The organism is Saltatorellus ferox (assembly GCA_007751475.1).
Lineage (GTDB): Bacteria > Planctomycetota > UBA1135 > UBA1135.
Genome location: CP036434.1, coordinates 3816312 through 3836395, shown reverse-complemented (window position 1 = coordinate 3836395; position 20084 = coordinate 3816312). Strand labels below are relative to the sequence as shown.

General features: G+C 67.1%; 13 protein-coding genes and 2 tRNA genes. 9 read left to right on the top strand and 6 right to left on the bottom strand.

The annotated features are described in order from the left end of the window. Position 1 precedes the first annotated feature (1 nt). The 4 genes from Poly30_RS13700 to Poly30_RS13685 all read left to right on the top strand — a co-directional run bounded on the left by Poly30_RS13700 (position 2) and on the right by Poly30_RS13685 (position 5123). A complete protein-coding gene (locus Poly30_RS13700) occupies positions 2-940 on the top strand; it encodes a hypothetical protein (RefSeq protein WP_145198199.1) in 939 nt (312 codons plus the stop codon). A gap of 226 nt (positions 941-1166) precedes the next feature. After that, positions 1167-2237, top strand: coding sequence for a hypothetical protein (locus Poly30_RS13695; protein ID WP_419191361.1), 1071 nt, complete (start codon positions 1167-1169; stop codon positions 2235-2237). A 70-nt stretch (positions 2238-2307) separates the two neighbouring features. Beyond that, positions 2308-3720: a TldD/PmbA family protein gene (locus Poly30_RS13690; protein ID WP_145198196.1), complete on the top strand. Its 1413-nt coding sequence runs from the start codon at positions 2308-2310 to the stop codon at positions 3718-3720. Then, a complete protein-coding gene (locus Poly30_RS13685; RefSeq protein WP_145198195.1) occupies positions 3717-5123 on the top strand; it encodes a TldD/PmbA family protein in 1407 nt (468 codons plus the stop codon). The genes Poly30_RS13690 and Poly30_RS13685 overlap by 4 nt, the downstream gene beginning before the upstream one ends. 311 nt (positions 5124-5434) lie before the next feature. On the opposite strand, the gene Poly30_RS13680 is transcribed toward Poly30_RS13685, so the two are convergent. The 3 genes from Poly30_RS13680 to Poly30_RS13670 form a co-directional block, all read right to left on the bottom strand. After that, positions 5435-5521: transfer RNA gene (locus Poly30_RS13680), tRNA-Leu, on the bottom strand. Between the two features lie 93 nt (positions 5522-5614). Then, positions 5615-6607 (bottom strand): 16S rRNA (guanine(527)-N(7))-methyltransferase RsmG, encoded by a 993-nt coding sequence (gene rsmG, locus Poly30_RS13675; protein ID WP_145198193.1) that lies wholly within the window; start codon positions 6605-6607, stop codon positions 5615-5617. 193 nt (positions 6608-6800) lie between these two features. Then, positions 6801-6876, bottom strand: a tRNA-Trp gene (locus Poly30_RS13670). 157 nt (positions 6877-7033) lie between these two features. Here Poly30_RS13670 and pcnB point away from each other — a divergent pair. Together pcnB and Poly30_RS13660 are read left to right on the top strand one after the other, a co-directional pair. Next, complete coding sequence (pcnB, locus tag Poly30_RS13665; protein ID WP_145198191.1) at positions 7034-8455, top strand: polynucleotide adenylyltransferase PcnB; 1422 nt, start codon at positions 7034-7036, stop codon at positions 8453-8455. A 599-nt stretch (positions 8456-9054) separates the two neighbouring features. After that, a complete protein-coding gene (locus Poly30_RS13660; RefSeq protein WP_145198189.1) occupies positions 9055-10170 on the top strand; it encodes a hypothetical protein in 1116 nt (371 codons plus the stop codon). 6 nt (positions 10171-10176) lie between these two features. Here the strand turns inward: Poly30_RS13660 and Poly30_RS13655 are convergent, their stop codons facing one another. From Poly30_RS13655 to Poly30_RS13645, 3 genes are read right to left on the bottom strand one after another with little or no spacing between them, the layout of a single operon-like run. Beyond that, positions 10177-11478, bottom strand: coding sequence for a BaiN/RdsA family NAD(P)/FAD-dependent oxidoreductase (locus tag Poly30_RS13655; RefSeq protein WP_145198187.1), 1302 nt, complete (start codon positions 11476-11478; stop codon positions 10177-10179). Then, a complete protein-coding gene (gene dusB / locus Poly30_RS13650) occupies positions 11471-12703 on the bottom strand; it encodes a tRNA dihydrouridine synthase DusB (protein WP_419191360.1) in 1233 nt (410 codons plus the stop codon). Before dusB ends, Poly30_RS13655 begins: the two co-directional genes overlap by 8 nt. After that, complete coding sequence (locus Poly30_RS13645; protein ID WP_145198185.1) at positions 12700-14847, bottom strand: amidohydrolase family protein; 2148 nt, start codon at positions 14845-14847, stop codon at positions 12700-12702. The genes dusB and Poly30_RS13645 overlap by 4 nt, the downstream gene beginning before the upstream one ends. A gap of 80 nt (positions 14848-14927) precedes the next feature. Between Poly30_RS13645 and Poly30_RS13640 the strand changes: the two genes are divergently transcribed. The 3 genes from Poly30_RS13640 to Poly30_RS13630 all read left to right on the top strand — a co-directional run bounded on the left by Poly30_RS13640 (position 14928) and on the right by Poly30_RS13630 (position 20078). After that, a complete protein-coding gene (locus Poly30_RS13640) occupies positions 14928-16124 on the top strand; it encodes a class I SAM-dependent rRNA methyltransferase (RefSeq protein WP_145198183.1) in 1197 nt (398 codons plus the stop codon). 299 nt (positions 16125-16423) lie between these two features. Beyond that, complete coding sequence (locus Poly30_RS13635) at positions 16424-18844, top strand: GreA/GreB family elongation factor (protein ID WP_145198181.1); 2421 nt, start codon at positions 16424-16426, stop codon at positions 18842-18844. 160 nt (positions 18845-19004) lie between these two features. After that, the gene (locus tag Poly30_RS13630; RefSeq protein ID WP_145198179.1) at positions 19005-20078 is read left to right on the top strand and encodes an ArsR/SmtB family transcription factor; all 1074 of its coding nucleotides are present in this window, start codon (positions 19005-19007) and stop codon (positions 20076-20078) included. Positions 20079-20084 lie beyond the last annotated feature (6 nt).

The following is a 20084-nucleotide window of genomic DNA, read 5'->3' as shown; positions in this document are numbered from 1 at the left end:
CATGCCAAGCAAGAAATACCGCCTCACCAAGAACCTGGACCCATTCAAGGAGGAACTGCCCAAGCGTCTCTCGGACCACGTCTGGGTGAAAGAGGGAAACGCTCATCAGCAGATAGAGCTCACGGCTGCGCCAGGACCATTGGAAAAGGCCACGGCTCTTTCGCTGCTGCGAAGCATTCAGACGGGAATGGAGCTCGAGGTTCCTGACGAAAAGACGGAAACGGCTGCCAAAGGACTTGTGGACGCAGTGAACCAGGCCATCGTCAAGTCCGGCTTCGGGGACGCGTATCACGCGGCAGTGGGAGACTCGTTTCCGGTTGGCAGGCTGTGGATCAGCCGACCAGGGAGAATCTTCGCCCACGTCGTGGAGAGACAGTTCCAGGGTAGGTTCGTGGTCTACGATTCGATCCCAGCAGACCCCGTGTCCTACGTGGAATTGGGGGTCCACGCGAGCCTTCAGGTCCTGGCGGAAACACCCTACGCCGTGCACCCGGAACTCCCGCAGCACTCGGACGGTCAGCCTGAATGGTTGGGCGAACGCACGGTGTATGGACTGAACAGGGCGTTCGATCCGAAATACATGAGTAGCTGGCTGGCTGTGGGGTTGTCGGCTGACGCGGTCGATGACGTCGAAGCCGCCCTCGACGAGTGGGCTCGACAGGTGAAGGTCGAGGATGGCCCTGATGACGCCGTGGCTCGAATGCTCCACGACGGTGCACTCGAAGCCCTGGCAACAGGCGACCCCCAAGCAGACTGGGGCATCTCCGTCTCCAGGTCCCGATGGGTGCGCTGGGCGAGCGGGACCGGTGGGCCGAGCGTGCCTCTCTCCGAGGACCTCATGACCGTGTCGCTCTTCAAGGCCGGCAAGGTCGTAGTGGTCGAATCGCCGGAGTCCACGGAGATCTGGCGCCCTCTGGGGGTTGTGCTCGAGGTCGGCTAGCGGCGCGGTGCGCGCATCGCCGCTTCCACCATGCGTTCATCCCAGGATCACCGCTTTCCCTTCACTAACTCGACCCATGCACTATCAGACGCTGTCCCTACCCGAGTCCTTTCGGAGCGTAGCCGGAGACGATTCTGTTCCCGGCAGGTACATTCGATTCTTCTACGATCGTCAGCCACCTCCTAGCGTGGCGGGAACACCGGCGGGAGACAAGAAGTTCGAGCAGGTGAGCCTCACCTACTGGGTTCAATCCGATGAGTTGGGGGAGGATCCTACGGTCACCATCCAGAGCACGTCCGTGACGCAGTTGCTCGTGCCGAGCGAGGCGATCACGGAGGACATCATTCGCCAGGATCTGCCTGATGCCGTTTTCGATCGAGCGGTCAAGCTGGTCAAGGAGCGCTACCCGGGCACGCCAAGTACCGAACCTCGAGCGACCATGCTGCTTTCGCTCGACCTGATCTCCATCAAGGCCCTGTTCCCATCAGTATCGACGCTGGGCGCGAACGCAACGAGCAAGATCAAGCAGATCTACGGGAGCGATCTCTCGCTCGACAGCCAGAAATTCGGCTCCTTGATGATTCATCTTTCCAAGGCTGTCGGCGAAGCCAGCGCAGGGGGACGTCCCCCGTCGGAATTCGACCCCCTCGACGAATCCACTGCCGCCAGCTTCAGCACGACCTTTCAACGTCTCACGTCGAAGCGACTGAACCTTGAATCTACGGCCGACCTGGACTTTCAAAGCCGGGAGCTTGTCCAGCTGGGCAAGCGCTTGATACGTGACTTGATCTGGTTCGCCTCCGGCAGGCTCCTTGTAGACCCAACCGATGTACAGCCAGCCCGAGGGGAGCCGTCAGACTCGACGAGCAAACTTGGGACTGTCAGAGGCTCTGGGCTCTTCAACTGCGCCCCGAACGGCCCGTTCTATCTGCTGCTGCCAGCGCTGGCCGTTCAGATGTACCGGCGCGCTAAACAGAACTCGTCCACCCCCAGATGGGAACTCTGGGTCTGGGAATGGTGGATGCGCGCCTCGATCGCGGGCCTCGAAGCCTACGCCGATACCGGGCGAAATGGCTTCTTGCATCGTTCTCTGGCGATGTTCTCCAGCCCTTCGAGCTTTTCCGAGCAGGACTGCGCTCGCTGGACGAGGTCAAGAATCAGCCACGCCGCCATCTTGTTCTGCGATCTTCCGATAGAAGCTCTGGAGGCCCGCTTCTCGGCCCTTATCCGGACATTCGGGATCGATTCGACCAGCGTCGAATTCGAGCGAGGCTTGGTCCCCCCCAGGAGGCCGTGAATCGGGTTCATCGACCTGTTGTGAGGAATGGCGACTCGGATCCGGGCTTGCTGCAGGCTACGCTAGCCACATGGTTTCCACCGATCCCCGCCCCATTCTTCACGACGCTCTCCGCCTCGACGGCGGGGACGACCACGTCGAGCTTCGCTATCACGCCAAGCGCACCCGCTCCGTCTCCGTCGAGGGCGGGCGCGTCGATCAGGCCAAGGTTTCTGAGCACACCGGGGTCGGGGTCCGGGTCCTGAGTCAGGGGACCTTCGGGTTCGCTTCGACCGACCAGCTCGAAGTGGGCGCGATTCGGCGCGCCATCGAGACCGCTCGGGCCGCGGCGCGGGCCTCGGCGAGTGCCCGGAAGGACAAGCTGGCTCCGCCGCCGCACGTGCAGCTTGCGGTCGGGCAGTTCGATGCTCCCGGGTTCCTGGAACTGAGCGAGGCCTCGATCGACGAGCGGCTCAAGCTCGTCCTCGAACTCGAAGCCCACGCTCGCAAGCAAAGCACCAAGATCGTCAGCGCATCTTCGGGCTACACCGAGATCTTCGAAGAGAAGGGGATCGTCACCAGCGACGGAGCGAGCGCGTGGACCAGGGTGGCGCGGCCCGAACTTCGGGTGATGACCGTCGCGCAGGACGCAGGTGAGCTACAGCGTGGCGCGCGGTCGGTCGGCGTGACCGGGGCCTGGGACTGCCTGTTTCGCGGCGCTTCGGCGGACGAACTCGGGGACGGCGCGGCGCGCATGGCCGTGGATCTGCTTTCGGCTCCGTATCCGGAAGGCGGGCGGCAGAAGGTTCTGCTCTCCCCCTCCATCGTCGGGCTCCTGACCCACGAAGCGGTCGGGCACACGGTGGAAGCGGACTTCGTCGAGGCAGGGTCCTGCGCGCGGGGAAGGATCGGTACGCGGGTCGCTTCGGATCTCGTGACGCTGTGCGATAGCGGCGCCTCGGAGTTCGCGGACGGCGCGGGTGGAACGCTCGACGTCGACGACGAGGGGGTTCGGGCGAAACGCGTGACGATCATCGAGAACGGGATTTTGAAGAGCTACCTGCACGACCGTCACACGGCGGCTCGCGAGGGCGTCGCCCCCACCGGCAACAGCCGCGCGTGGGAGTACGACGACGAGCCGCTGATTCGGATGCGCAACACCTACATCGCCCCCGGCGAACAGGACCTCGACGAGATCATCGCGGGCATCAGCGACGGGCTGATGGTCGACGGGCCCAAGAACGGCCAGGCCGACGCGAACGGCGAGTTCATGTTCGGCACGCTCCAGGCCTGGCCCATCAAGAACGGCAAGAAGGGCGAGCTTCAGCGCGGGGTCAATATCTCCGGCATGGCGTTCGAGGTGCTCGGGACGGTCGACGCGGTGAGCCGCGACTTCCGCTGGGACCTCGGGTCCGGGTTCTGCGGCAAGGGACAGCCGGCCAAGGTCGACGCGGGTGGGCCCTGGCTCTCCTGCAAGATGCTCGTCGGAGGACGTGGACAATGAGCGCCTCCAGCGAAACCCAGGTGAGCACGGCCAGCGTCGCCGAGGATCTCGAGAAGCGCGCCAGCGAGCTGCTCCAGATGGCCCACGAGGCCGGCGCGACCGGCGCCGAGGTCTACGGCTACGGCGGCACGAGCCTATCGGCCAAGGTCGAGAAAGGCGACCTCGGTCAGGTGCAGGCCGATGAAGGGTCCACGCTCGGGCTACGCGTCCTGATCGACGGCCGGCTCGGTTTTGCCTCGACCAATCAGATGCGTCCTGAGGCGCTGCGCGCCGCGGCCGTGGACGCCGTGGCGATCGCCAAGCTGAGTCCTCCGGACGAGGCCAACGTCCTGCCGGAGCCCGATGAGGTGGACGACAGCCACCGCATGCGGCATCACCTGGATCCGGCGCTCGCGGGCATCGACGTGGCCCAGGTGGTCGCGCGGGCCCAGGCGCTCAGCCAGACCGCCGTCGACCACGACGCGCGCGTCTCCGTCGACCAGGCGTCGTTCTCCGTCGTCTCCGGCGCTTCGGTCGTCGTCTCGTCCCGCGGCATTCGCCAGTCGGACGAGGACGCGGCGCTGACGATGAGCCTGATGGGGCTCGCCGTCGATGGCGCGGAGACCGGTGGGTTCGACTACCGCGGTGCGGTCGTGCGGAACTCTTCGCAGGTGGAGGCCGAACTCCAGCGCATCGCCCGCGAGGTCGCTCGCGCGTGCATCGGCAACCTGGGCGCGACGGCGGGCAAGACCTACAAGGGCCCCGTGGCCTTCGCCCCGGCTGCCTTCGCGTCGTCGTTCCTGAGTCCCTTGCTGGGCAGCATCTCGGCGATCGCGGTCCAGCGCGGCCGCAGCGCGCTCGCCGACAAGATCGGCGAGAAGATCGCGCCGGGCCTCACGCTGATCGACGATCCCACGGATCCGAAGGTCGCGGGCGCGCGGGCGTTCGACCGCGAGGGCCTCCCCGCGCGGAAGATCCACCTCGTCGACGATGGCGTGCTCCGGACCTTCATCCACAACACCTACTCGGCGGCGGTCGGCAAGACGAAGTCCACCGGGCATGCCCAGGGCGGTCCTCGCTCGGTCCCTGGCCTCGGCTGCCACGCCATCCGAATCGAGTCGTCGCTGGCCGATGGTCTCGCCGACGAGGCAGAGATGCTCGCCGCCCTCGGCACGGGCCTCTACATCCAGCGCTTCTCCGGCTCGGTGGACGCCGCCTCCGGCGACTTCAGCGGAACCGCGAAGTCGGCGCGCTGGGTCGAGAACGGGGTCGTGGTGCGCTCGGTGAACGAGGTGATGCTGTCGGGCAACGCCTTCAAGCTTCTGAATGGCTCGACCCAGCTCACCCGGGCGACCGAGCGGGTGGGCGGTTCCAGCCAGATCCCGTGGGCTCTGGTCGACGGCGTGTCTGTGACCGCTGGCTGACACGGACACGAACGAGCCTGCGCCCTCATCCAGGCCCCTTCATCCGCGTCAGCGGATGAGGCATAAAAAAGCATCCTGGATCGCAGCGAAGCTGCCATCCAGGCCCCGTCATCCGCGTCAGCGGATGAGGCATAAAAAAGCATCCTGGATCGCAGCGAAGCTGCCATCCAGGCCCCGTCATCCGCGTCAGCGGATGAGGCATAAAAAAGCATCCTGGATCGCAGCGAAGCTGCCATCCAGGCCCCGTCATCCGCGTCAGCGGATGAGGCATAAAAAAGCATCCTGGATCGCAGCGAAGCTGCCATCCAGGATGGTGCCCGGGGGGGGAGTCGAACCCCCACTCCCTTGCGGGAACATGGACCTGAACCATGCGCGTCTACCAATTCCGCCACCCGGGCTGGGTGTGGGCGGAGAAGTTAGGGTTCCGCCGGGGGTGAGTCAATGCCTTTGTGGGCGGCAGAGACTCGATTTCGTCGAAGAACGATGCCGAGCTACAGCCCGTCACCGCCAGGGGCGCGGTACACGACCAGGGCTCGCTTGCCCATTTCCTCCGGAAGCTCGTGCTCCATGACCGTGTCCAGCTTGAACCCGAGGCGCTCGGCCTCGCGCTCGGCGGCACGGACCTCGCGGCCCCAGGAGTTCCCCTTGAGCATCACCACGTCCTTGACGGAGTGGCGAACCTTGCGGAGCGTTCGGACGTTCTCGCGAACCGAGCTGACGGCCCGGATCAGCACGAGGTCGACGCGCTCGGTGGCGAGGTAGTCCTCGGCCTTCATGTGCTCGACGCGGACGTTCTTGAGGCCCAGCTTCGCCACGACCTCCTCCAGGAACTTCGCCTTCTTCCCGATGGCCTCGCAGAGGATCATCGAGCAGTCGGGCTCCGCCATGGCGACCGGGAGGCCAGGAAACCCGCCCCCGCTGCCGAGGTCGAGAATCCGGCGGGCGACGAGCGGAATCATCCGCGTGACGCGCCAGGAGTCCAGGTAGTGCTTCACCGCGATCTCTTCCGGCTCGATGATCGCGGTCAGGTTCATGAGGCGGTTGGCCTCGAGGAGCGCGATCGCGTGGTTCGTGAAGAGGTCCAGGAGGCGGTCGTCGATGTCGTCCTGGCCGGCAAATGCCTTGTCCAGGGCGGCGCGCATCTTCTTCTTGGTTGGAATGGGCGTGTTCGGATGCTCGATCTCCTCATCCTCGTCCGAGCCCTTGCGCTTCTTGGACTTCGCCTTCTTCTTCTTGGGAGCGTCCTCGTCGTCGTCATCGTCCGACGAATCATCGTCATCCGAATCGTCGTCGTCCTCTCCGTCATCGTCGTCGTCGTCGTCGTCATCGACGTCGAGTTCATCCTCCAGATCGATCGCGGCATCGCCCAGCTCGGAATCGAGATCGGGGTCGATGTCATCCTCGAAGGCCCCGCCGGCGACATCGATGTCGTCGTCCTCTGGCAGGCCTGAAGCGGCACCTGCGTCATCGTGATCAAAGGTCATGGTCACCGGCGCGCGCCGAGCAGATTCGAGTGTGAGTGGGAGGAAGGCTGTACTGCGACCGGAGGCCGGCGGCCCTCACTCGCAGGCATGCCGCCGGCGGGAGGCCCCTGGGCAGGGACTCGCGCAGGCGAGACGACTCGCGCCACCCGGGAGGAGGCAGCTCAGGCGGTCCTGAGCCACGACAGAAGGAGGGTGGCAGGGCAGGAGGGATTCGAACCCCCAGCCTACTGATTTGGAATCAGCCGCTCTACCATTAGAGCTACTGCCCTTCTGAACGGAAGAGTAGCCAAGCGGGAGCCTCGGAGCAACCAGGGAGTTCGGCGGAAGTGCTGGGGCGCTTGATTCGGGAGTCACCCCCCACCCGCCCAGAGTGAGACTTGGTCGTGTGCGGAGGGGCCCCACTCTTCCTATGATCCGGCTCGATCCATGAGTCGCCGAACATCAAACACACGCGGTAGGTCGGGCAGCGGCCGCAAGCCGAGGACCCAGATTCACGACGCCCCCGACGTGGTTCGGCGCCAGCGAGGGCGCCTCAGCAAGAAAAAGGTGGACGTCCCCCGGATTCCTGCGGACACGATCGATCCCGACCGACTCGACCGCGACGCCACCCGCGTGGTGAAACGGCTCCAGCAGCACGGGTACGAAGCCTACTTCGTCGGTGGCTGCGTGCGGGACCTCCTGATCGGTCGCCAGCCCAAGGATTTCGACGTGGCGACCAGTGCGCGCCCCTCCGAGGTCCGCCGGATCTTCCGGAACTGCCGGATCATCGGTCGGCGCTTCAAGCTGGCCCACGTTTTCTACGGTGACCACATCATCGAGACCGCGACCTTCCGCGCTGCGCCCCAGGACGAGGCGCAGAGCGACGACGACGATCTTCTGATCGTGGACGACAACGAGTACGGGACCGCAGAGTCGGACGCTCGCCGCCGCGACTTCACCGTCAACGCGCTGTTCCTCGACCCGACGACCCACGAGATCCTCGATCACGTCGGCGGCCTCAAGGACCTCGAGGCGCGAATGCTGACGACCATCGGCGATCCCGAGGTTCGCATGGCGGAAGATCCGGTGCGGATCCTTCGCGCCATCAAGTTCGCGACGCGCCTCGACCTCGAAATCGACGATCCGACCTGGAACGCGATGTGCGACGTCTCCGAGGACCTCGAGAAGGCCGCGCCGCCGCGCGTGCTCGAGGAGATCATGCGCCTGACGCGGTCGGGAACCTCGTCTTCGGCCTTCCAGATGCTGCGTGACGTCAACGCTCTCGCCGTGCTCATCCCCCAGCTAGAGGAGTATCTCGGCCTGGAAGATGATATTCCGGAGCGCGCCGAGCCCTTCTGGGATTTGCTCTCCGCGCTCGATGCGAGGGTTCAGGCCGAGCCGAACGATCCGCCGTCCTCGGGGCTGCTGATCGCGACGCTCTTTCTGCTGCCGTTCCAGCTGGCGATCAACGAGGAGTACGATCGGCATGAGGCCGTCGAGGTTCTCGACGCGCGCACGCGATCGACGGTCGCGTGGGAAGTGCTCGAGCCGATGTCCGCTGCGGCGCGGCTCTCGCGCAAGGACTTCGCGAGCGCGCGCCGCATCCTGGTCGCGCAGCAGAACTTCACGAGCCCGCCCGAGCGATTCTCCGAGGTGCTCTTCGCGCGCTCGGAGGAGTTCCCGGACGCGTACGAACTCTTCAAGCTCCACAGCCAGTCTCGCGGGGTCGGTCGCGACCTCGTCGAGGGGTGGCGTGAGCGCTGGGAGCGGGCCAAGTCGGCTCCCGCCGACGAGATCGACGACGAGCGCAGGAAGACTCGCACCCGGAAGCGCCGTCGGAAGCGTCGCCGGCGTGGTGGGAGTCGATAGGGAATCTTCCCGTGAGGCATGGGGCAAAATGTCCATGCCCCGCGATTTTTGGCCCATCAGGCCGCTTTTTCCGTCTCTCCAGCCCCAGTTTGGGTGCGGGCCAGGAATCGCTTCCGTTTTTTCCCCCCTCATTCACCGACCCGACCGGGTCTGGGGGTAGTGTTCCTCTGTGCGGTGAGGCGCGCCCGTGCGTGTCCTGCCCCCAGCACCCCCCTCGGCCCGTCCACCACTGTGCGGTGGTTGTGGATGAGCCCGCTGGATGGCAGACACGAAAGGTTGCTGCGCCTCCAAGGGCGACGAAAGTCGCCTTGTGATCGGAACGCCCCTCCCTGTTCTGGTCACACCCTCCCGCGGGGCGAGTCTTCGGACTCGCCCCGTTCTTCATTTCAGGGCAGAGTCTTCGGACTCGCCCCGTTCTTCATTTCAGGGCAGAGTCTTCGGACTCGCCCCGTTCTTCATTTCCGGGCAGAGTCTTCGGACTCGCCCCGTTCTTCATTTCTGGGCAGAGTCTTCGGACTCGCCCCGTTCTTCATTTCAGGGCAGAGTCTTCGGACTCGCCCCGTTCTTCTTTTCACCGCGCCGCATGTCAGACTGTCGGCATGCAGATCGCACTGAGGATCACGACCCTTCTGATCGCGCTGGCGTGCTCCACGCTCACGCTCGGACAGAAGGAGTCCAAGAAGGACACAGGTCCCACGAACGAGGAACTCGTCCAGGCCTGGCTCAGCCTCTCTGAAACCGATCGCGCCGACACGATCGAATGGTTCGTCGCCGAGTGCGATCGCGCCACCCACTTCCGCGCCGAACTGGAACGTTTCGTCTACGTGCGCTTCGAGGGCGACGCCTTCGACTGGCCCGCGGCCGAGGATCCACCCGTCTTCGATACCGCGATCCATACACCGGTCCGGATCATTCGACGCCGCTTCGTGGACCTCACGAGCTCCACCCACAGCGCCAAGGTCAAGGCTCTCCGCGGCGCCTGGAACGAGCGCGAAATGGAAGTCGCGTTCCGCTACGACTGGGCGCGTCAGACCATCGTCCAGGTGCAGAAGTGGGACGATCCCGAACGCATCGCCCGAACAGCGGCCGCGGGGTTCAGCCCCATGAGCGACCTCATCGAGGCGCTGGTCGAAAGGCAGCTCGACCTGGGCGAGATGAAGGACGCCGCGTTCGCCTTCGGTCACGCCTACTCCGATCGAAGCGGCAACGCCTACCGCCGCGTGACCCTCTACGACGCCTGGTCCTCCGGTCAAACGATCGAGATGCCGGACGTCGAGTGCCTCGGCATTGTCCACACCCTGGACGACGACTGGAAGACCTGGAAGGCGCCGGTGTCCAAGCAGGACTCGCTCTACAAGCGGATCGCCGAACATTTCACGCCCCTGCGGCGGTACCGGGCGCTCCGGACCTCGCTCGCGAGGTGCTACCTCCAGGGGACGCCGATCCTGCCGGGCGGTTACGAGGCCGCGGCGGTTCGCCTGCACGGCTTCTGGGAGGTCCAGGTTTCGGACCCCGAGAAGATGGCCGAGTACCTTCCCGAGGACAAGAAGTGGGACGCCTGGTGGAAGAAGGACGGCAAGAAGGTCGACCGCTCCAAGGACATCCGTGAACGCGCGCTCGCGAGGATCCGGGCCCTCGACGAATCCAGGGCCTGGACCCGCCGCACGTTCCACGGGATCCTCAAGGAGTACGGGGCCTTCGGCGAAGGAGATTGATCTGCGTCAGGCGAGAGCCCGCGCGGCCAGCTCGGCCGTGGCGAAGGCCGCCTGGAAGCTGAGCCCGCCGATGGGCCCGTTCACATCGAGGAGCTCACCGATCACGAAGAGCCCGTCGTGGCCGTTGACCGCCATCGTCCGCGGATTCAGCGCCTTCAGGTTCAGCCCCCCCGCCGTCACCTCCGCCTGGTCCCAGCCGAGCGGATGCGTGACCTCGATGCTGAGCCCTTTCAGGGTCTCGACGAAGGCGTGCCTTTGGGACTTCTGCAGCGCCCCCACCGTGACCCCGGGATCGACGTCGGCCTTCAGCGCCACCGCGTCGAACATCCGCCGCGGCATCGGCCCCATCGCGAGTCTCGCGATCGCCTTCTGGAGCCTCGGGTTCCCCGGCATCCCCGCCGCCTTCACCAGCTCGGCGCGAATCTCCTCGCGCTCGAGGTGCGGGTAGAAGTCGAAGCGGATCCGGTAGCCGCTCGCGGCCCCGTGCTCCTCGGCCTCGCGCGCGACGTGGTGAGACACGTCCATCGCGGCCGGCCCTGAGATGCCCTTGTGCGTGAACAGCAGCGGCCTGCGCCGCCTCTGGAGCACCTTGCCCTCGCCGTTCTCCAGCTGGGCCTCCCCGCCCTGCCACGCGAGCCCCGTCAGCTCGTGAACCCAGCCCTCCGGCGAGGCCAGCGGCACGAGCGCAGGCACCGGATCGACCACGTCCAGGCCGAGTTCCCTCAGCCACGGGTAGGCGTCCCCCGTGGTGCCCGTCAACGGATAGCTCTTGCCGCCCGCCGCGAGGACCAGCGCGCGACCGCGATGCACGGATCCATCCGCCACCCGGACCGCCCAGGCGTCCCCGTCGCGGCCGATCGACTTCACCTCGCTCCCGAGCCGGATCTCGGCCACGGCGCGCGCCGCGGCCTCCAGCGCATCGCGCACGTCCCGCGCGTTGCCCTCGGCCGGAAAGATCTTGTCGAGGGGCGCCTCCGCCATCGGCACGCCCCAGTCCTCGAACTGCGCGCGCACGGCCTGCGGCGTCAGCTCCCGAAAGGCGTGGCGCAGGAAGCGCTCCCCGCGCGTCCCGAAGAGCCGCGCCGCCTCGTCCGGCCCATGGGTCGTCGTGACGTTGCAGCGGGTGCCACCGGACGCGAGCACCTTGGTGCCCGTCCGCGGCGTCTTCTCGAGCACGACCACCGACAGTCGCTCGGCCCCGCTCGCCGAACGGGCCTGGCCCAGCGCCTGCGCACACCAGAGCCCCGCCGCACCGGCTCCCACGATCAGGACGTCGTGCACGGCTCCCGAGTCCCTGGAATCAACCACCGTTGAGCGCCTTCTCCCAGGCCTCGATCTCCTCGACGCTACGCGGGCTCTTCGGCGGCGTGTCGTCGTCGAGGTCGTCGAGGTAGCCCTCGGGAAGCTTCACCGACTGCGTCTTCGACCCCTTCGCGCGCTGGGCGCGCAGTGCCGCCACCGGGAACGGTTCCTCGGGATCGAGCGGCCGCACGGCCTCGACGAGGTCCGCGACCGTGTGGATCCGCATGAGGTTCCCGCGCACCGCCGCCGAGCCGTGGAAGCCCTTCGTGTACCACGCCGTCCACTTGCGCATCTGGCGCATGCCGACGACCGGGCCGAACACGTCGATCAGGCGGTTCGCGTGGTCCACCATGATCTCCACGATCTGGCCGAAGTTCGGCGGCAGGTCCGGCTCCTCGCCGTTGAACACCTGGCTCAGCTCACGGAAGAGCCACGGGCGCCCCAGGCAGCCGCGCCCCACGATCACGCCGTGGCACCCCGTCTGCCGCATCATGCGTAGCGCGTCGTAGGGCTCCCAGATGTCGCCGTTGCCGAGCACCGGAACGTCGAGGATCTCGACGAGCCGGCCGATCGCGGACCAGTCGGCCTCTCCGGAGTAGAGCTGCGACGCGGTCCGCGCGTGCAGGCCGACCGCCGAGGCGCCCTCGCCGGCGGCCGCGCGCCCGGCTTCCTCGTAGGTGAGCAGGCTGTCGCTGATGCCCATGCGCATCTTGATGGTCACGGGCACGTCGCCCGCGTTCTGGACCATCGCGCGCACGAGACGCGCGAGCAGCCGCGGCTTGACCGGGATGGCGCTGCCACCGCCCGCGCGCGTCACCTTCGGCACCGGGCAACCCATGTTGATGTCGAGGTGATGCACGCCGTCGTCGACGAGGCTCTTCACCATCTCGCCGAGGTCGACGGGGTCCGCGCCGTACACCTGGACCGAGCGCGGCTTCTCGTCCGGCGAGGACGAGGCGAGCAGGTTCGTGAGGCGGTTCCCCATGAGGTAACCGCGGGCCGTGATCATCTCCGACACGTAGAGGCCCGCGCCGTACTCGCGGCAGAGCGAGCGGAACGCGAGGTTCGTGACCCCCGCCATCGGCGCCAGCACGACCGGCGGCCAGACCGGTAGCACGCCGGCCTCGGACACCTGACCTGCGCCCAGCCGCAGCGGCTCGAACTCGCCGTCCCCCGCGACGGGGACGGACTGATTGATCTCGGTGGCGAAACGCCCTGGACGATCGATCACTTGCCGTCCCCCGCTGCCCCGGTTCCCTGGCCGGCCCCTTCCGCGTCCTTGGCCGCCCCCGCCTCCTTCGGCGCCGCGGCGCCGGTCTGGTACCAGGTGTCCGCGTCGCCGGTGAACAGGCGCTCCTCGGGAAGCTCTAGCTCGGAGACGGCTCGGTCCCCCAGCGCGGTGCCGGGCTGCAGGTCGAGGCGCCCACCCGCCTGGGCCCGCGCCGCGAAACGGAGTTCGCCACCGGGACCGAAGCCGTAGACCCGCGCGCCGCGCGTGTCGTTCATCGAGATGCGGCCGTCCTCCTCGCTCACGTCCATGCGGACGCGATCGACCAGCGGCTCCATGGCGACCCCGTCGAACGCGGCGACGAAGCTGTTGCCCACCGGGAAGTGATACGCCCCGATGAGGCCGAGGATGGCGGTGCTGCCGTCGATGGCGGCGATCGCCTCCTCGGCGGCCTTCGAGTCGATCTCGATGCCGGTGCGATAGCGGGAGATGGCGAGCTTGCGCGTCGCCTCGGCGAGCCTGCCCCGCGCCGCGAACGCGGGCTGGTCGTTCTCGAACAGGACCGGCTTGCCGGAAGCGTCGAGTTCGACGAGCGTCAGGTCGAAGGCCTCGACGAGGCCGTCGCGGATGATCTGGACGAGCAGCAGTTCGCGCGCCAGCGACTTGCCCGTGGGAAGCACCAGGACGCGCGCGCCATAGGCCATCCCGCCGTCGGCCATCTTCACGACCGTGTAGCGTTCGATCGCCGTGCGCGATCCGTACGCCATCAGGTCCGCCGTGCCCTGCACGAGGACCTCGCCATCGGGCATCGGAGGAGCCTCGACCAGAATCGGGCGCGAGCGCTGCTCCTCGATCCGCGTCTGGCGCTTGACCAGCGCATCGACGGCCTCATCGAGGTGGAATCGCTCGAGCACACGGCCCCGGACCACGACGACCTCGGGCTCGCGCAGGGCCGTGACCGATCGGCGCGGGTCGCTGGCACAAGCGATGAGGCTCGCCGTGCGACCGGGGGTGATCTGGCCGAACTGCGTCCGGACGCCGAGGGCCTGGGCCGACTTCGGAATGGCGAGGTCGAGGATCGCTTCGGCAGGAATGCCGGCGAGGCTCCACTCCTCCAGCTCGTCGACGAGACCCGCGCCCGGGGCGATCCCGCCGCTCGGCGCGCCGCTCGCGGGGACGAGCTGAACGCCCGCGTCGAACAGGGCCTTGGTGAAACGGCGCTGTCGCTCCAGCGAGAGCTCCACCGGACCGAGAGCGTCGCCCGCTCGCAGCATCCCGAAGGTCTCGATGTCGGTGCGCCAGATCGTTCGATAGAGCCCGCCGAGGGCCCCGAGCGCCTCGGGCTCTTCGTCCAGCGCGGCCGTGCGAAGGATGCGGGCCGTCCCCATCAGGAACGGCTCGACGCGCCAGTCCCCTGCCTTCAGGGTCCCCACCTGGCCCTTCATCCAGCGATCGAAGGCCTCGTCGGACTCGAAGGTCTCGAAGCGCTGGCCCTTCTTGAGGAGCGAGTCGAGCCCGATGAGTGAGCGCTGGCCCGCCGCGCGAGCATCCTCGAGGCTCAGCCTCTCCGGCAGCGGCCCCCACACGTCGACTCCGTAGGGGCCGGCCGCGCCGCAGACGACTGAGTGCTGGGGCGCCTGGATGCCTCGCTCGAAGACGAAGTAGTCGACGTGGGCGCTGGCGTTCTGGAGCAGCCCGACGAGCTCGGCGATCTGCTCCGCGGCCTTCTGGGGCTCGTCGAGAAGGAACGCGTCCTCGCGCGTAGCCGTCGCGCCGGAGGAGAAGACCGGGCTTGCGACCAGGAGATTCGGGCCCGGCTGGCGGTCCCGCATGCTGGTGGTGGACTCGGGCAGCATCTGTCCGATCGGCGACCCGGAATCTCGGACCAGCGTGATACCCGCGGAGAGATAGAGGGCGTCGTGCTCGGCGTCGAAGGTCACCGAGCCATCCATGAGGCCCGGGATGAGATGGAGCCCGGTCAGGTCGACGATCTCGGCGTTCTCAGGCACCGCGACGTCGGCGCCGACCTCGAGGATCACGCCGTCCTCGATCAGCACCGTCGCTCCCTCGATGGGAGCGGTGGCGGGCTCCATCGTGTGGACGGTGGCTCCGACGAGGGCGATGACTTCGAGGAGGAGTACGTGCATGGGACAGGTGAAGGGAGGGAGACGGGAAGAGGGACAGGAAGGGACACAGGCCGGGGCTGGAAACCCGTAGCATCCGCGCCATGTCCGACTACGCACAGGTGCATGTGGCGCTAGAACGCCTTCCGCAGGGCCCGTGGATCTACGCCCGGCTCATGGACGATCCCAACGCGGGGTACGGAGGCGGCCTGGCGCCGGACGGATCCATCGTCGAGGTGATCGATGGTGAGGGGAGATTCTGCGGCCATGGCCTCTACAACTCCACCTCGGACATTCGGGTTCGCATGCTCTCGCGGGGGCGCAGGACCGATCTGGACCGTCCGAGGGAGTTCCTGAGGCGCCAGATCGCGTCGGCGCTGCGGCTCCGCCGCAAGCTTTTGCGCCTGGACGAGGTGACGGATGCGTACCGGGTGATCCACGCCGAGGGGGACGACCTGCCCGGTCTCATCGTGGACAAACTCGGCGATGCGCTCGTGTGCCAGCACCACTCCCTCGGATTCTGGAACCTGCGCGGGGACGTGGAAGCGGTCCTCCGGGAACTCTTCCCGGGGCACGCCGTCCTCCACCGCTTCGCCCGCACGGCCCGCGGGGCCGAGGGCTTTCCGGAAAGCGATCCGGGGGCCGAAGGCGACACCGTGGCGCCCCGATACATCTCGGAATTCGGCGCCAAGTTCCTGGTCCATCCCGGGGAGAGCCACAAGACCGGCTGGTTCTGCGACCAGCGGGACAACCGCGTGAAGATGGCGAGCTACGTGCGTGGGCGCGATCTCCTGGACCTCTGCTGCCACGCGGGCGGCTTCGCGATCCCGGCGATGCTGGGAGGAGCGCGCAGCGTGACGGCGGTGGATCTGGACGAAGAACCGCTCGCCAGGGCCCAGGAGGCAGCTCGGCACAACGGCGTCGAGATCGAGTTTCACCACGCGGACGCCTTCGATGTGCTCCGTGAGGTCAATCAGTCGCGCCGCAGGCCCGGGGCGGTCATTCTCGATCCCCACAAGCTCGCCAAGGGCAAGCGGGACCTCGAGCAGGCCAAATCCAAGTACCGGGACCTCAACGCCCTCGGGATCGGGGCCGTGGCACCCGGCGGTATCGTCGCGACCTTCTCGTGCTCGGGGGCGCTCGACCTGCCTTCCTTCGCCGGGATCGTCTTCCAGGCCGCGCGTCGTGCCGAGCGCGACGTCCGCTTGATTGAAGTCCTGGGTGCGTCCGCCGATCACCCCCAGCGTCCCGACTTCGGTCGGTCGAGGTACCTGAAGGGGCTGGTTCTCGCCGTCGACTGACTTCCCCGCAGCGACGCGCCACGGGGGAGCCTGCAAAATAAGGTTGAGGAAACAAATGCTGGACCCCTGCGCGGCCCCCCTGCATACTCCTTGACGCGCCTCCGTGATTGCTACATGCATTCACGGGGGCGCTTTCTGTTCAGATTTTTTTCTGAGCGCCTAGGATCGATTACGCGTTCGCCGCATCCGGCGTCCGCTGTCCCCGACACCGTCGACTCTTCCCACGGGCCCCCGCCCGCGCGAAGGGACCCGACGGCCCCACTGCTGACTGGCTGAGTCAGCAACCGCCCCAACCACACATGAGTCTCCCCCTTCTGGCCACCAAAGAGATGTGGCAAGAGTTCGATGATGCCTGGGCCGAGCTACGCCAGTCAGGCGGCCCCATCGACGAGCTTCTGCCTGCCGTCAAGCTAGCCGGAGAAAAGAAGCGCGCTGGCCGCCTGGTTCCCCAGGCCAAGGAGCACGCGACGACCCTGATCGAAGCGGGCCGCGCCGACGATGCCGCCCTGATTCTCGGGTCGACGCTCGCCGCTGGCGGCAACCCCGGCGAACTCGTCAACGAACTCATCGAAGCATCCACCAAGGCCTGGGGTGACAAAAAGTGGTACCCGGTCTTCCAGGAAGCGACCGGGTTCAAGCAAGGTGCCTCGGACCTGCGCAAGCCCTGGCGAAAGTTCGCCAAGCTGGTCGCGTTCCAGCCCGGCTCGACGCTGTTTCACCCTGGCGGCTGGGGCGTCGGCGAAGTCCTGGAGATGGACATCGACAAGGAGACCTTGCGCGTCAAGTTCTGGAACGGACGCACGGACAACTTCCCGCTGTCGGCGGCGATGGACATCTTCGACCCGCTGGGCGAAGGCGACCTCCGTGCGCGCGCGCTGAAGGACCCCGAGGCTCTGAAGAAAGAGGTCAAGGCGGATCCCATCGAGGCGCTGAACGCCATCCTCACGCGCCACAATGGCCGGGCGACGACCACCACGATCAAGACGGCCATGATGCAGATCGGCATCGAGGGCAGCGCCTGGTCGGCATGGTGGCGCAAGGCGCGCAAGCTGGCGGAGAACTCCGACGAGATCGAGGTCAGCGGTACGCCGCAGAAGTCCCTCGTCACGCAGCTGCTCGTCAAGACCGACCCGGGTGAAGGCCTGCGCCGGATCCTTCAGCGCTCGACGAACCTGAGCGAGGTGCACCAGCGCGTCCGTGACCTCTTCGTGGGTCAAGGCGTCGAGGAGAACCTCGAGCAGATCGCGATCGAGGAGCTCGAGAACGCCGCGAAGCTCGAGACCGAGCCGCTGCCCGAGCGCCTCGCCGCGTGGCTCTTCCTTCGTGAGAAGACGGGCCAGTCGCCCAAGCTCATGCGCAAGGTGCTCTACGAGGTGCTGCAAGCACCGGAGCCGCCTGACGTTTCGCAGCCACCGGAGATCTGGAAGCTGTTCCAGGCACTTCCGGGCGCCAAGGACCAGGAGCGTTCCGTATCGATCCTGCCGGAACTCTTCGGCTCGGGCGGAGCCAAACTGGCCCTCGAGGTCGTGGACGCGGAACTCGCGGAAGCGAACGCCACGATCGACGCGATCGGGACCGAAGAGGGCGCAGAGGCCGACGCGGCGCTGGCAGCCGAAGAAGCTGCCGCATCCAGCGATGACTCGGACGACGACGGTGCCTCGGCGGATGAATCGGGTGACGATTCCGCAGAGGCTGCGGCTGAGTCCGAGGACGATGGCACGTGGGTCGAGGAGGTCCTCCCCCACCTTCAGCACGCGGCGCCCGGCCAGGTCCGGCCGCTCGTCGAGCGTCTGCTGACGGCCGGTCGCGAGGAGGACCTGCGCAACCACTACTCGGGCCTCCTGGCTCGTCCGCTGCGCAACCCCACGCTGATGATCGTGCTCGCCGACAAGTTCGAGGACTGCGAAGTCCACGAGGACATGCCGACGCCGGTGCAGCGTGGACAGGCGCTTCTGGCCCTGGCCCAGAACACGTTCCGTGAGCGTCGGGGCAACCCGCAGCTCACCCGGATCTCGGGACGTCTCACGGACTTCCTGACGAAGGGCAGCCAGCCGATCCTCAAACGTCTCTTCGCAGCGGCCGACATCTCGGCACTGCGCAGCGCGAACGTGACGGCGAGCCGTGGCGTCGACAGCGAGATCGACAACCTGATCACCGAGATCGCGCTGTCGAAGGACCGTCAGTTCTTCGCCCAGGACGGCGGGTTCTTCTGGCAAGGGTCGACCATCTGGACGACGCGCGCCGGTCTTCGTCGCCGCTCGGGCGAACTCAAGGAGATCCGCGAGGTCAAGATCCCCGAGAACCAGGACGCGATCGGTCGCGCCGCTTCGTTCGGCGACCTCTCGGAGAACTCCGAGTGGGAAGCCGCCATCGAAGAGCAGCGCAACCTCACCGCGCGCGCCATGGAGATGGAGGAAGAGCTTCGCTCGACCGACCTCATCGAAGAGGCCGCGATGATCGAGGACACGGTGTGTCCGGGTACGCGTGTGACCTACAGCGACAACGGCTCGGGCGAGACCTCGACGGTCCTCATCCTCGGTCCGTGGGACAGTGACCAGGTGCTGGGCACCCAGGTCATCTCGTACCGCGCGCCGCTGGCCCAGGGACTCCTGGGACTTGGCAAGGGCGAGAAGGCCCAGGTCAAGCTGCCGGGCGGGGAGATCGAGCTGACGATCGAGTCGATCGAGACGCCAGACCTGTCGATGATCGGCGCGAGCTGATCGGAGTTCGCGCCTCTGCGCCGAGTCCGAAACGGGACCCGCCGCGGCTTTTCGCCGCGGCGGGTCCCGTTTTTTTTGGCGAGGATTCAGCGGTAGCCCTGGAATGTCGAATATCAGCGTGTCATGATGGAGTGCTGAAAGGCCCCGTCGGGCCCCCGCCATGTCCACCATCGCTCCCACGAACTCACCGTCCCTCGCATCAGGCGGCTCCACACCGGCGCTTCTGAAGGTGCTGGCGGACTCGACCCGCCTGCGGGTCCTCGCCCTCCTGGGCGTCGAGGAGCTGTCTGTGGGCGAGCTGAGCCGGGCGCTCGCCATGGCCCAGAGCCGCGTCAGCAACCACCTCAGGGTGCTCCGGGATCACGATCTCCTGACCGAGCGGCGCGCGGGCACGAGCACGTTCCTGCGCTCGGCCGTGGCCTCCGCGGACGCGACCTCGCCAGCCGCGCGTCTGTGGGCGGCCGTGGCCCCGGACCTGGGTTCGATCCCCGAGCATGAGTCGGATCGCCTGCGCCTCGCTTCGGTGCTCGCCGAGCGTCACGCGGACGATCGTGCGTTCTTCGACCGGATGGCCGGCGACTGGGACAAGGTCGGCGCTCTCTTCCGGACGGGCGAGGCGCGGCAGCGCGCGGCCGCGAGCCTTCTGCCCGCGGGCCTGACGCTCGCGGACCTCGGCTGCGGAACGGGCTACGTGGCGCGCTCCCTGGTCGGCCTCTGCGACCGGCTGATCTGTATCGACCGCTCCGAGGGCATGCTCCAGGAGGCCGAGTCGCGGCTGCGCAAGACGGCGCCTGAGTCCGCGCGACTGGAGTTCCGCCAGGGAGAGCTCGACGCGCTGCCCCTGGAGACCGGCGAACTCGACGGCGCCACCGCCGCGATGGTGCTCCACCACCTCCCCGAACTCGGGCCTGCGCTCCGCGAAATGCGGCGCGTCCTGAAGCCCGGCGGCACGCTCTCGATCATCGAGCTCATGCCCCACCGCGAAGCCTGGATGCACGCCGAGCTCGGCGATCGCCACCTGGGACTCGACCCGACGAGCGTCCAGTCCGAACTCGTGCGCGCTGGCTTCGAAGACGTGCGCGTCGAGCCGCTCGATGATCGCTACTGCCCGCAGCCCTCTGCGGCCGACGCCCCCGATTCCAAGGATCCCTCAGGCGCGAGCCACGCCGGGATCTCTCCGCCTCTGATTGCACTGCCTCTTTACCTCGTTCGTGGACGCAACCCGCGTCTTTGAAGATCC